At 42.5% G+C, this 13,134-nt stretch carries 12 protein-coding genes and 1 riboswitch; of the genes, 2 read left to right on the top strand and 10 right to left on the bottom strand.

What is annotated here, in order from left to right:
* Positions 1-116: 116 nt before the first annotated feature.
* From G6R08_RS15260 to G6R08_RS15240, 5 genes are all read right to left on the bottom strand, one after another.
* The gene (locus G6R08_RS15260; RefSeq protein ID WP_163529054.1) at positions 117-1,181 is read right to left on the bottom strand and encodes a CdaR family transcriptional regulator; all 1,065 of its coding nucleotides are present in this window, start codon (positions 1,179-1,181) and stop codon (positions 117-119) included.
* 152 nt (positions 1,182-1,333) lie between these two features.
* On the bottom strand, positions 1,334-2,404 hold the full coding sequence (locus G6R08_RS15255) for a YkvI family membrane protein (RefSeq protein WP_163529052.1): 1,071 nt from the start codon (positions 2,402-2,404) through the stop codon (positions 1,334-1,336).
* Positions 2,405-2,545: 141 nt separating this feature from the next.
* Positions 2,546-3,754: an L-2-hydroxyglutarate oxidase gene (gene lhgO, locus G6R08_RS15250; RefSeq protein WP_163531348.1), complete on the bottom strand. Its 1,209-nt coding sequence runs from the start codon at positions 3,752-3,754 to the stop codon at positions 2,546-2,548.
* 21 nt (positions 3,755-3,775) lie between these two features.
* On the bottom strand, positions 3,776-5,053 hold the full coding sequence (locus G6R08_RS15245) for an Nramp family divalent metal transporter (RefSeq protein ID WP_338035439.1): 1,278 nt from the start codon (positions 5,051-5,053) through the stop codon (positions 3,776-3,778).
* Positions 5,054-5,091: 38 nt separating this feature from the next.
* A complete protein-coding gene (locus G6R08_RS15240; RefSeq protein ID WP_163529050.1) occupies positions 5,092-5,787 on the bottom strand; it encodes a FadR/GntR family transcriptional regulator in 696 nt (231 codons plus the stop codon).
* A 207-nt stretch (positions 5,788-5,994) separates the two neighbouring features.
* Positions 5,995-6,104, top strand: a riboswitch (SAM riboswitch).
* A 123-nt stretch (positions 6,105-6,227) separates the two neighbouring features.
* Here G6R08_RS15240 and ssuE point away from each other — a divergent pair.
* Entirely contained in the window at positions 6,228-6,773 is a 546-nt protein-coding gene (ssuE, locus tag G6R08_RS15235; RefSeq protein WP_163529049.1) for an NADPH-dependent FMN reductase, read from the top strand.
* 71 nt (positions 6,774-6,844) lie between these two features.
* On the opposite strand, the gene G6R08_RS15230 is transcribed toward ssuE, so the two are convergent.
* The 5 genes from G6R08_RS15230 to G6R08_RS15210 form a co-directional block, all read right to left on the bottom strand.
* Positions 6,845-7,912, bottom strand: coding sequence for a C45 family autoproteolytic acyltransferase/hydrolase (locus G6R08_RS15230; RefSeq protein WP_163529047.1), 1,068 nt, complete (start codon positions 7,910-7,912; stop codon positions 6,845-6,847).
* Positions 7,913-8,165: 253 nt separating this feature from the next.
* Complete coding sequence (locus G6R08_RS15225) at positions 8,166-8,903, bottom strand: amino acid ABC transporter ATP-binding protein (protein ID WP_163529046.1); 738 nt, start codon at positions 8,901-8,903, stop codon at positions 8,166-8,168.
* 12 nt (positions 8,904-8,915) lie between these two features.
* On the bottom strand, positions 8,916-9,617 hold the full coding sequence (locus G6R08_RS15220) for an amino acid ABC transporter permease (RefSeq protein ID WP_163529044.1): 702 nt from the start codon (positions 9,615-9,617) through the stop codon (positions 8,916-8,918).
* Positions 9,601-10,416, bottom strand: coding sequence for an amino acid ABC transporter substrate-binding protein (locus G6R08_RS15215; protein ID WP_163529042.1), 816 nt, complete (start codon positions 10,414-10,416; stop codon positions 9,601-9,603). The genes G6R08_RS15220 and G6R08_RS15215 overlap by 17 nt, the downstream gene beginning before the upstream one ends.
* A gap of 192 nt (positions 10,417-10,608) precedes the next feature.
* The gene (locus tag G6R08_RS15210; RefSeq protein ID WP_163529040.1) at positions 10,609-11,985 is read right to left on the bottom strand and encodes a Glu/Leu/Phe/Val family dehydrogenase; all 1,377 of its coding nucleotides are present in this window, start codon (positions 11,983-11,985) and stop codon (positions 10,609-10,611) included.
* Between the two features lie 204 nt (positions 11,986-12,189).
* Here G6R08_RS15210 and G6R08_RS15205 point away from each other — a divergent pair, with 204 nt between their 5' ends.
* Positions 12,190-13,017 (top strand): C39 family peptidase, encoded by an 828-nt coding sequence (locus G6R08_RS15205; protein ID WP_240339739.1) that lies wholly within the window; start codon positions 12,190-12,192, stop codon positions 13,015-13,017.
* Positions 13,018-13,134: the final 117 nt, after the last annotated feature.

Genomic DNA, 13,134 nt, shown 5'->3' with positions numbered 1-13,134 from the left:
ACTCTCCTTCATTCTTAGTTACTTCTATTCAACCGAAAAAACAGCTGAAAAACAATTAGCTGCATCCACTAAATTTCCTGATTATTGTAATCGTTTTCTTATGCAAATGCACAAGATCAAAGCAACAAAGCTTGAAGGATGATCGCTTCTTTAAACACTTTAGGGTTAAGGCCAGTTTTTTTATGAATTTGTTCTAAACGGTAAACGAGTGTGTTTCGATGTATATGCATGTCAGCGGCTGTCCTATTCACCCTTAAATTGGATACAAAATAACAGATCAGTGTCTCCTTATATACTTTTTCAAGTTGGTTTAACCGGTTCTGATAGCCTTTTGTTACCTCGTCTAAAATTTCAGGATCAATGTGAGACAGCAACCGTTCCATTTGAACATCTTTACTATACGAAAATTTCTTATCGGTTAAATGAATGGCATCTACAGCCTGGAAGTATGAGCGACGCAGCCCGGCTGTGCCATATTCAGTGCCTCCGATTCCTATAGAAGCATCTACTGTATATAATTCTTTCAAGATATTTTCAATAGTAATAGAATCGTTCTGATCAGGTAATGCGACAATTACCTCATTCTCTTGATGCGGTACAACAAATAATGGATATTGTCCTTGTGAGGTGAAAAGTTGGCGAATTCTTTCACACCACTCAAAATGGTTCGATATACACAGAACGAGCACTTGCCAATTCTGCTTCACATCCACATTCAATGTATAAGTGGCTTCTTGGATTAAAAACTCTTCATCCATTTTGATAGGATGAAGCAGCTGTTGAACCCAATTATTCCACTGTCTTTCTTGATAAAAAGCCTGACGCTGCTGATGGATTTGCTCAAGAGCAATCTCGACAGACCCCCGAGTCATACCAGCTGCCTGCATAACATCTTCAGGACAGCCTGTCAGTCCAACTACACCCGCCAGATCACCACGATGAAAAATAGGCAGATTCACTCCTGGTCTTACATTTGAGAAATCTCCTATATCACTTTCAAGTATGATCTGTTCCTGCTTGGTTTCAATGACTTTTTTTGCCCCACCATGTAATTGTGATACACGACCCTGATCTGTACTTGCGACAATTTTGCCGCTGGGATCCATCAAGTTAATGGGCACATCAATATAGGCAGAAAGCATTGAAATAATTTCTATTCCGAGTTGTTCTGATAGTTCCATACAATCACCCCTTTGTAAGGAAAAAAAGGAAAACCGAAGAAATGGTGATCCATTACTTCGGCTTACCGAGCATTCCTCTCCTGAATGCATTTTTGAATTTTCATATCATACTCTTGCAAAATAATTCTCTTGTGACAACGTGCAAGAACTTATTATTCTTCAGCAGTCACTGGAGCTGATTGCTTTTTAGACCGTATCCAGGTAATTGTTACCCCGCCTATCAAGATGAATCCTAAATAGCCCATCAGCGGATATACGGTGCTGACCAGGTCAGTAAATCCTACTAAACTTGCTGCGAAGGAAAGAATCCCAACGACAACTACCGCCCCTCTGAATTTCGGTGTATCTGCTTCAACAAATCGAGCGGTAAACGAATACAACATGCCAACAGCTGTATTGAAAATCATAGAAAGCAGTGCAATTGACATCAGGATTCCTACTACAGGTGATATATCAGAAGCTAACGCCAATGTCGGCATATCGACCCCTTGCAGCCGATTGATATTTGCATAGATTCCTAAATTAATCAGCACAACTAAAACGCCAAGGCAAATTCCGCCTAGTACTGCCCCTCGTCCAGCCACTTTACTATCTTTAGATGTAGAGCCGATCAGTGTCATCATCGAAAACCCTACAGCAATATTAAAGGCGACATACAACAGAGCACTAAGCAGCCAATGCGAAGCTGCTGATGGCTGTGCCAATGCAATGCTTTCCAGTTCCGATAGTTCGGCGTTACTGGTAAAGAATGAATAAATCGTGATGATAATAATAAGAGTCAGCATATATGGACTGATTAAACTAATTACTGAAATCACCTTGTCTGTATTTAGACAAAGAGTCAGAGTGGATAAAATGACCATTAAGATATTACCCACTAGGGGGGACATGCCAAATTGCTGTTCGAAGATCGAACCGCTTCCTGCGACCATAATGGTAGCCACCCCAAACAAAAAGAATGTCAGCGTAATATCGACCACTGGACCTAAGTATTTTCCGCAAATATGGCGAATGACTTTTTTATGGGAGGAGACTTGTAAGTGCGCTCCAAGCTGTATGAGCTGCATTCCAATAAACGCAAACAAGGCAATCGTTATAACAGCCCCGACTATCCCCCACAATCCAAAACTTGTGAAGAATTGGACAATTTCCTGTCCTGAAGCAAATCCTGCTCCAATAATGATACCGACATAAGCGCCGGCGATTCTTAGTGTGTTCTTCATGTAGATGTTCTCTCCTTTGAAAGGCCTTTCACTTCTCAGTCTACTATTTAGTTTATCAGATTTGTCAATTTTCGATAAACTTCAACAACTGAGCGCAGTCTGGATAAGAATTCTATTTAAATAGCCTTTCAAAGCTTCAAATTAATAACTTGCCGTTCCTTGATATTTCTTTGCCACACGAGACACAATCTCCCGGCCAATTTCGATCGATGCCGTGGCAGCCGGGGAAGGTGCATTACACACATGGACCATCCGCCTGTCCTGAATCATCATAAAGTCATCAATCAAATGCCCGTCAGAATCAAGTGCTTGAGCACGAACTCCAGCTTTCCCCGGGACAATATCCTCTTCATCGATTTCCGGAATAAATCGCTGAATCTCCTTAACTAATGCCTTTTTACTATAAGAGCGATAGATTTCTTTTAACCCTTCGGCAGCATTTTTGCTGGCCAGCTTAAGCAATCCCGGGTAAGTAGCCGATTCAATGAAATCTTTCACTTCAAAATCCGTTTTGCTGTACCCTTCTCGTTTAAAACTAAGAACTGCATTAGGACCGATCAGAACCCGCCCATCCATCATTCTCGTAAAATGAACACCAAGGAAAGGAAAGTCTGGGTTAGGAACGGGATACACCAGGTTTTGAACAAGGTGGCGCTTTTCTGGATTCAACTCAAAGTATTCTCCACGAAATGGGATAATTCTCATGTCCGTTTTAATTCCAGCCATTTGTGCGATTCTGTCACTGAATAAACCGCCACAGTTAACGAGGAACTTGGTTTGATAGATTCCACGGTTTGTATGAAGCTCAACTCCATCTGCACCATCAGTTATATCTTGAACCTCTGTATTCAACATGATTTCCCCGCCATTTTGCTGAATTTGTTCGGCAAAAACTTGAGCAACCTGCTGGTAATTAACAATTCCCGTACTAGGAACTCGAATGGCTGCGATTCCGTTGACATATGGTTCTATTTCTCTAAGTTCATCAGCTGATATTTTTTCTACATCCAACTGATTTACCAAACCGCGTGCATAAAGATTGTCAAGCAGTGGCAGCTCATCCTGATTCGTAGCCACAATCACTTTGCCGCACATGTCATGCTCTATCCCGTGCTGTTTACAAAAACCAACCATCTGCCGGTTGCCTGTACGGGCCAGTTTCGCCTTCAAACTGCCCGGTTTGTAGTAAATTCCCGAATGAATCACCCCGCTATTCCTTCCCGTTTGATGGACCGAAATGGCTGCCTCTTTTTCGACAATTAAAATCCGGGCATTCGGATAGCGTTTTGTCAGCTCCACTCCTACAGACAAACCGACGATTCCAGCACCGATTATCGTATAGTCATATATCATCTATCTGCCTCTCCTCTACTAAAACAAATTGATAAGTTCCACTGCCCCCAGATACCCAAACAACAACAAGCTCCCAACTAATACAGCATTGGTGATCCAGCCATTCTGATAGACTTTGTCTACACGTTTAGAATTTAACAACGTTAATAGTGAAATAGCTAAAAATGGCATAAACAATGCCCCAAGCGCTCCATATGCAATGACAATTCCTACAGGTTTGTCAAAAAAGAGCAACAGCATTGGAGGGAACGTCAGCCATAATAAATAAAAGCGGTAAGCCGGTTCTTTTTCTGATACCGGGGTATCGAGATTCTGTTTACGGACAAGCCTCATAAAATCAGCGAATAAATAAGGAACCCCATTCCATACACCCAATAAGGAGGAAAAGGCAGCCGACCATGCACCGATTAAAAATAACCAGCGGGCAACACTCCCAAACTCAGAACTAAAGATCGAGCCTAACGTTACAAGCCCTTCTTCTCCGTTGATTTCAACACCCGTCCCGTATAAAAATTCGGCACCGATCACGAGCAGTGATGTAGTAAAAATCGCCGTTATAATATAAGCAACTGACGTATCAAGCCTCATCATAGAAATCCACGATTTCCCTTGCCAGTTTTTCTCACGAATCCAATAGCCATAAGCTGCCATCGTGATTGTACCGCCAACACCGCCAAGCAATCCCAGTACAAGCAGGAAGGATCCACTGTCGAAACGCGGGATCGTTCCACTTAGTATATTTCCAAGGTCTGGCGCGATCATGACTGCTGATCCCACTACCGTTACGAACATGACTCCTACCAACACCGTCATCACTCGTTCAAATATGTCATACCGGCCAGTCAAAACAATGAGAAGGCCAGCAATTCCATGTATGATGGCCCATGCCCATAATGGCATGATTGGAAACATGGTGACCATCATTAAGGCGGACGTCGTCATCGCTGCCGCCCCATAACTGAATCCCCAGAGAATCGAATAAACACCAAAATATCCTGTAGCCCATTTCCCCATCGACCGCCAGCCTTCTAAAATTGTCTTTCCTGTTGCTAATTGCCAGCGCCCCATTCCTTCTGTTAAAAAGAATTTGAGGATCGCTCCGATGGTGATTGCCCAAATTAAAGTTGTCCCGAAAGAAACTCCAGCGACAAGAGCTGCGACCAAATCACCAGTCCCTACCCCTGTCGCAGCGGTAACAATCCCTGGTCCTACTGTTTTTAACTTTCCCCCGATCGTCGTCGGAGCTTTAGGAACCTCTGTATGCATTTGCTCATGAGAATGTGCTTCAGAACTCACAATCATCCCTCCATTGTAATCGTTTTCAAAAAAATAAATTATAAGTACCGTTGTTTTACATTTTTAAGATGTTCTCTCATCGCTGCACTTGCAGAACTTGGTTCACCCTCTTGGATAGACTGAAAGATCGCCCTATGTTCCTGCAATATCTGTTCGCTTTGCCCCGGTATATCCAGGGATCGGGCTCGGCTGTCCTCTAGCCCAATTAACACCTGATCAGATACCATGTTCATGACTTGAGCCAGTAATTGATTTCTTGCGATCCTGGCAATGTACATGTGAAAAGCTAAATCCTCTTCGGCAGCCAAACTATTAGCTAGCACGGCCTGTTCGAGCTGAAGATAGAATTGTTCCAATCCTACAATATCCTGCTGATTTCTTCTATGTGCCGCGTAATAAGCAATATCCACTTCTACAGCCTGTCGCAATTCCATAAGCTCAACCATATTAGCCGACTGTCCACGAATAAGAGCCCGGAGTTTATTCATAATATCTTCGATCGTATTTTCTAAGAGATAAACACCACTGCCCTGCTTGATTTCAACGATGCCAGACGACTCCAGCACACTAAATGCTTCTTTCACAGATGTTCTGGATACAGACAACTTTGCAGCCAGCGTCCTCTCTGAAGGCATTTTCTCCCCAGGTACAACTTCCCCCCTTTTAATACACTTTTTAATTTGTTCTACGATCATATGATAGACGCGTTTTTTTCTGATAGGAGACTCCTTCATCTTCTCTACCCTTTCGAAAAAATTATTGAACAGACTAAGTGGATGGTCCAGTTTAGTTTACAAGGTTATTTTTCAGAATTCAATGATTATTTAGAACCTTTTCTAAACCCTTCGAAGAGTCGTACCAATGTCTGAATTTATTATTTTTTCCGATTATTCATTGACAATAGCTGTGTTTTCATATTACGATTAAACTCAAATTAAAAATTCTTATCCAGAGAAGCTGAGGGATCTGGCCCTGTGAAGCTTCAGCAACCTCTGACAACTGTCAGAAAGGTGCTCCGTCCAGCAAGATTTAAGATCTTGGGAGATAAGAGCGGATTTAACCGTCAAACCCTCTTTTCTCATTAACAGAAAAGAGGGTTTTTATATGTGTGATTAAGATTTTTTACATTTGGACGAAGTGCATTAAATGATTTTAACGGAAAGGAAGTTGTTATATGAGTGATATCGTATTGTTGTCAGGAAGTCCTTCAGAACAGTCAAGATCAGAAAAAGTTTTAGATTATCTAGACAGATTGGTCGTTGAGGAAGGGTTATCTACCACTAAAATTTCAGTCCGCAATGTTTCGCCTGAGGATCTATTTTATGCCCGTTTTGACAGTGAAGCGATTGAGGAAATTACGGAAACGATCCAGCAAGCAAAAGGAATCATCGTTGCTTCACCCGTGTATAAGGCCTCCTACTCTGGCATTCTTAAAGCACTCATCGATCTATTGCCACAGGATGTGTTAAAGGATACACCCGTTCTTCCCATTATGAGCGGCGGCAGCAAATCCCATTTACTCGCCATAGAATATGCACTTAAACCTTTGCTGGCTACGTTGAAGGGACAAAATCTAAAAGGTGTGTATTTACTGGACGATCAGATTGATAAATCCAGACCTTCCCATCCGATCACCGATATCGATTGTGAACAACGCTTGAAGAAACAGCTCGTTTACTTTCTTCAAATTATTCAAAAACAAGTTCCGCTAATGTTATAAGCACCTCAAAGCAGGAGGCACGTTCATTGGCTTATGAACGTGCCCCCTTCTTTTTTATAAAATTAACTCGGTTATTTTCTTCCTGTCCAATACGCCCCTTCATCAAGATGAGCAAACGGAATATCGGTATCCACTTCACCATGAATCCGTTCTAACTGAAGATCTTCCCCATCAAGCCACTTGGCGAAATCAAATTCCATCGGCTCCGCGTCTCCACCAAGCGCGAACCAGGTTTTCATTTCTTTAGGCAAGTAACCTGATGTATGAATGGTTCCTGCCCAATTCCTGTATTGTTTTGAGAATACGCCTTTATCTGTATCATTCATTAACCGGAATGCATCATAAGCCCCGGCTAGATGATCGCGCTGGCTGTTCATCGCGTCCATCCGCTTCATAGAATCGACTAGATGGTTACGGTTTTCTTTCGTCATGATTTCAAAGTGGTTCGTGCAGACGTTAGCCTGACGGACCTTAACGCCTCGAGGAGAAGCCTCCACAACAAAGGTTTGATCACTCTTGTCAAAAACGGTGTAGCTGAACGAATGGCGATGGGGAATCTCCTGCAGCATGTTCACCGCTTCCTCAACCGTTGCGCAAGATTCTAACACGAGACGGCCGATTGCACAGCAGATAAATCCATCTCCGGGTTTTTTTCTGTGCATGAAATTGTAGCCAAGCGCCAGCCCCTTTTCATTCATTCCGTCCATTCGACCCGTAATGCGCTGAGTAGGTCCGGCAATCGCATAACCCGTGTCTGTTGGCTGAAAGAAACTATAACGGCCTTCGTAGGTTTTTGGCATATAATCATAATTTCGAATCATGTATCCGTTCCCTGTCAAAATGGAGCAGCCAGAGCGTTTGTAATCGACCCGGTAGCCGCCGAACTCCATCATCACCCGCTCCATCGGCCATTCCAGGGCATCGCTTAAACCAATGAGCTCCTCCCAGAGGCCCGGAGCAAAGCGTGTGATTGCCTCTTTGACTTCTGCTTCCTCCACCATAAACCTGGGCTTTCTTACGTTCCACTGCTTCTCACGGTTTCTGACCGTCAACGAGTCTTTCAGCTGCTCACCTTGCAGGCAGCCAAAGTCATAATGTGTCCCTCTAAATTGTAAAATATCGCTATGTATAGGCTTCAATGTACAATCCCTCTTTTGTTGTATGTCTTATTCCATTTATTTTAAGTTAATGGCTTTAGGCGGTAAAGCGATTTGAACTCTCTCCAAAAAATTAGTGTGAGCGTTTAGGCGCAAAAGTGAGCGCTTGGTTTACAATCCTGAGCGTTTATTTAAAATCATGAGCGAGATTTCACCTTTTGTGAGCTTATTATCTAATTCATGAGCGAATCCTATGAAATGTGTTTTAAAAAAGGCAGCCAAAAATTAGCTGCCTCTACTGATTGATCATATTGAGAAATTGCCGGGTTCGCTGTTCTTTTGGATGTTCAAACAGTACAGAAGGAGCCCCCCGTTCGACAATGACCCCGTCGTCCATAAAGATCACTTCATCGGCCACTTCTTTCGCAAATTTCATTTCGTGGGTGACAACGACCATTGTTCTTCCTTCGTTAGCAAGTCCTTTCATAACTCTCAAAACCTCACCGACGAGTTCAGGGTCAAGGGCTGAAGTTGGTTCGTCAAACAGCATGACCTTAGGATCGATTGCCATCGCCCGTGCAATGCCGACACGCTGCTGCTGTCCTCCTGAAAGTTTGTATGGGTATTCATACATTTTTTCCTGAAGACCTACTTTGGTCAACAACTCTGCAGCCTTGTCACGCGCCTTCGTTTTATCTACTTTTTGCACAGTCACAGGCCCTTCCATCACGTTCTGAATCACACTTAAGTGTGGAAAAAGATTATACGTTTGAAAAACCATGCCTGACTGCTTGCGGAAATCACGGATTTGTTTTTTCGTAAGCTTCTTCGTAAAGTTCAGGGTTTGCTGGTCGATGGTTACAGAGCCGCTTTCAGGTTGTTCCAACACGTTTAAGCACCGCAGCAGCGTGGTTTTTCCGGAGCCCGAGGGTCCGATAATGACAACCACCTTACCCTGCTCAACATTGAGACTGATGTCCTTTAATACAACGAGGTCTCCAAACTGTTTATAAATATGGTCCATGGTTAGCATAGATAAATCTCCTTACGTTTTCACATAGCGATTTAATCGTATTTCGATTTGATCTTGAACAAGTGAAAGAATGAAACAAATCACCCAGTAAATCACGGCTGCTTCCGTATAAACGAGCAATGGTTCATAGGTGGTGGCCACAATTTCCTGGGCTTTTCTAAACATCTCACTTACTAAAATCGTCGAAGCAAGCGATGTCTCTTTCACCAGGCCGATGAACGAGTTGGACAACGGCGGGATCGAAACACGGGTAGCCTGTGGGAGGATAACGCGTCTTAGTGACTGGAAATTGGACATTCCAATCGAAGAAGAAGCCTCCCATTGGCCTTTATCAATCGATAGAATTGAAGCTCGAATCGTCTCAGATGCGTATGCCCCAGTGTTTAAGGAAAACGCGATTAAAGCACCTACAAAAGGATCGAACTTCAAGAATTCGATACCTAAGGATCCCAGGCCGAAAAATACGATAAATAATTGCACAAGAAGCGGGGTTCCACGAATTATGGAGACATATACTCGCGCAATTCCGCTTAACACTTTAATTCCTGATATCCGAAAAATCGCAGTAGTTACGGCTAAAACCAGTCCAATGAAAAAAGAGAGCAAGGACAGCGGAATCGTGTAAGCAAGAACTCCTTTCAACAAGGGCAGAAAGGAGTTCTTAAGGATTTCAATGGATTCCGGGCTCAGCAATATACTACTTAACTGAAACATCTTCGTTAAACCATTTTTTTGAGATTTCTGTCAGGGTTCCGTCTTCTTTCATACTCTTCAACGCTTCGTTAACAGCTTTTACAAGCTCAGGGTTATTTTCACGGAACATCATCGCCGTTTCAGAGGCCTCTTCCTTTTTATCGACGATTTGAACTGGTGCGCTTTCCCCTTGTTCATTCAAATAATCAAGCACTGACAGACGATCGTTTACTGTTGCATCTACGCGCCCATTCGCAAGCAGCTGCATAGCTGGGTTAAACCCTTCTACACTTTCGATCTCAGCACCATGACTTTCAGCAATCGTTGAGTAATTACTTGTCAAAGACTGTGCTGAGGTCTTACCTTCAAGGTCTTCAAAGCTTTTAATCTCTTCATTATTTTTATTGGTTACGAGCACAGCGGACGTGTACGTATAAGGAATTGAAAAATTGTATTTCTCTTCACGGTCTGGCTTAATACCCACCTGGTTTGCGATCATATCAAAGCGTTCACTATTTAACCCAGCAAACATCGCATCCCACTTTGTTTCTTTAAATTCCGCTTCAACGCCCATCCGTTTCGCAACTTCACGGGCCACCTCAACATCGTAGCCAGTAAGTTCTCCCTGGTCATTATGAAATGTATATGGAGCATAGGTTCCTTCTGTTCCTATCGTCAGGACCCCTTTTTCTTTAATTTGATCGAGTACAGATTGATCACTTGCTGCTTCGTCTCCACTATTGTCAGACTCGCCTGATCCGCAAGCAGCTAGAATAAGTATAAATAAGGACATTATTAGTAACGCGCCGTATTTCTTCATTCATTTCCCTCCTATTAATATTCAATCCCTATTATTAAAGTCGGATTAGTTACCTATAAGATCATACAAGGTGAACCATGCTTCGTCAACAATAGAGCTCGCTCATTAGTATAATCAGACTTCGGAAAAAGATTAATCATAATAAAACCTCTTGAATTTCTATATTCAGAATCCAAGAGGTTTGTGCTGATTTTAATACAATTTGCCTTGTCGATACATCACCGTAGATAGCTTCATAACAGAATGGATATAACAATTCTGTCTTAGCGCGAACGGGTCACCAAAGAACTGGGGCAGGATGGTGTCCATCGTTTTCTGCATCTTATCAAAAAGAAGCTCGTAAATTTCTTCTTCCTTATAAAATTGCGTCTCACGGCCTTGAATCCATTCTAAATAAGAAACAATTCCCCCGCCGGCATTCGCCAGAATATCCGGCACGATTAATACACCCTTGCTGCTTAGGTGTTCATCTGCCTCTTCTGTAATAGGAGCATTCGCCCCTTCGATAATCATTCGTGCCTTGATCAGATCCATATTACGTTCGTGGATCTGATCCTCCAGGGCTGCGAGCATGAGCACATCGACATCAAGTTCTAATAAATCATCCCGGTTTTGGATTGTCGCTTTAATATCATTAGCAGCGAGCTCTTTCTCTGTCGTAGGCAGTTCCCCTTCATGCTCTTTGGCATAACTGTTTAACGCGGGAATATCAAGTCCGTCTGAGTTATAGAGCATAACGTTATGATCACTGACTGCCACAACCTGATTTTGCAAATAATTACACTGGTAAGCCTCAAGAGCACCGACAGATCCAAGGTTCCCAAAGCCTTGAACAGCCATAGTCAGTTTGCGGTCTGCATGGTCTAAGGCAGTTTTGGCAAATATATTGTCTGTTTTCTCAAGCCATTGCTTGTTGTCATTTAGGAAATTGTGCATCATGTAACGAAACGTAAAATAAACACCCTTGCCCGTTGCTTCCCGGCGTCCTAATGAACCTCCGTTTATAATGCTCTTGCCGGTAAAACTCCCTCTATAGGGCTCGCCTGGGTGAGTATTCTTATACTCTGCCATCATCCAATCCATCTCACGATCCCCCGTACCCACATCAGGAGCTGGAATGTCTTTATCAGGTCCGAGGATATCATTATTATATTGCACAAATTTCTTACAAATTAAATTCAATTCTTTTGGGGTGTAGTCTTTCGGGTTAATGACTACACCACCTTTTCCTCCTCCAAAAGGAACCTCGTGAAGCGCGTTCTTCAGCGTCATCAGCTTAGCGAGGTTGGAGACTTCATCTTCACTCACAGACGGGTGGAAACGGATCCCGCCTTTATAAGGACCAAGTGTATTGTTGTGCTGAATACGGAAGGAAGGGATGCGTACGATCGTTCCATTTTCCAGGGCAATCCTTAGGAACGACTTATGTATCTTGTTCGGTGTCGAAAGGATCGATACTAAAGACTTAAAAGCCTGATCTCTCGTTTTATCTTTCAAGTCGGGAAGAAAGTCCTTATCTTCCAGCAGCGCTTTTAACGATTGTTCGATTACGTTTATTTTCTCACTCATCAAAAAAAATCCTCCTTCTAAATAATACAGGTCATTTCTCCTATGTCTATTCCCTTTTAATTCATTCTAAAACAAAAGAATGTTCGAAGTGAATTTTGTAAAAACTATCCCTGTGCTTGTTAGTTTTTCTAGTGTTTCTCTAATAAATTTGATAATGTGTTATTTGGAATAAATAAATACTGTAATAAGTGAAGGAGAGGTATTGTGCGTGCTAAATATTTAATTATGGTCCTGCTTCTCATTAGTATGCTCAGTATTTACGGAATTGTTTTTGCACAATGGGAAGAACACACCGAGGAGAAATCAAACACGGCCACTCCTGAAAATCATCCTGAAACAGAATCTAAGAAAAACGAGGCACCCGCCCCTGCCGCTGATACTAAAGAAACTGTCAAGCCAGAACCCATGACATCTGATCCATCAACAGCACAGAATGAAGTCACGTCCATACCCGACTTTCCGCTTGACGTTCCCCTTCTCAACCAAATGGACCCGCCAAGACTTTATAATGGATGCGAAGTAACGAGTATGGCCATGATTCTTAATTATTTTGACATAGCCGTTACGAAAAATGAACTAGCTGAAAAAGTGAACCGCGTGCCACTGGTTTATTCAAATGGACTTAGAGGAAACCCTAATAAAGGATTTGTAGGGGATATGGAAGATGGACCGGGTTTATCGATCTACCATGGGCCGCTTGCTGACGCCACCAGAAGCTATGTCGGAGATCGTCTAATTGATTTCACAGGAAGCGCTCCCGACAAGTTGTTCCACTACCTGGATCAGGGACTTCCAGTATGGGTGATTGTGACGTCAACGTTTGGGCCAGTCAACAGTTTTCGCACATGGGAGACTCCAAGTGGAAAAATCGAAGTTACTTTTGACTTACATAGTGTGGTCCTAACAGGCTATGATAAAAATAATTTCTATATTAACAATCCATATGGTTTAAAGAATCAGAAAGTAAACAAGGAGCAATTCATTAAAGGCTGGAAGCAATTAGGCAGCCAAGCGATCGTTATAACAAAGTAAACTGCTTTTGCTGTAGTTTTCTTCTATTATTTTTGGTAATGTTGAGATAGAAATATTCGAAAGCGGTTACGATGAATTGACAGAAAAAATATGATCTATTTCTAAAAAGTGGGTGTT

It is taken from the genome of Halobacillus ihumii (assembly GCF_902726645.1).
GTDB lineage: Bacteria > Bacillota > Bacilli > Bacillales > Halobacillaceae > Halobacillus_A > Halobacillus_A ihumii.
The sequence above is the reverse complement of the archived record's forward strand: the minus strand, read 5'-3'. Positions and strand labels throughout refer to the sequence as shown.

Bases quoted from the DNA above. Each gene is read 5' to 3' on its own strand.
- G6R08_RS15260 (WP_163529054.1), bottom strand. From the start codon at position 1,181: ATGGAACTATCAGAACAACTCGGAATAGAAATTATTTCAATGCTTTCT.
- G6R08_RS15255 (WP_163529052.1), bottom strand. From the start codon at position 2,404: ATGAAGAACACACTAAGAATCGCCGGCGCTTATGTCGGTATCATTATT.
- G6R08_RS15240 (WP_163529050.1), bottom strand. From the start codon at position 5,787: ATGAAGGAGTCTCCTATCAGAAAAAAACGCGTCTATCATATGATCGTA.
- ssuE (WP_163529049.1), top strand. From the start codon at position 6,228: ATGAGTGATATCGTATTGTTGTCAGGAAGTCCTTCAGAACAGTCAAGA.
- G6R08_RS15225 (WP_163529046.1), bottom strand. From the start codon at position 8,903: ATGCTAACCATGGACCATATTTATAAACAGTTTGGAGACCTCGTTGTA.
- G6R08_RS15220 (WP_163529044.1), bottom strand. From the start codon at position 9,617: ATGTTTCAGTTAAGTAGTATATTGCTGAGCCCGGAATCCATTGAAATC.
- G6R08_RS15215 (WP_163529042.1), bottom strand. From the start codon at position 10,416: ATGAAGAAATACGGCGCGTTACTAATAATGTCCTTATTTATACTTATT.
- G6R08_RS15210 (WP_163529040.1), bottom strand. From the start codon at position 11,985: ATGAGTGAGAAAATAAACGTAATCGAACAATCGTTAAAAGCGCTGCTG.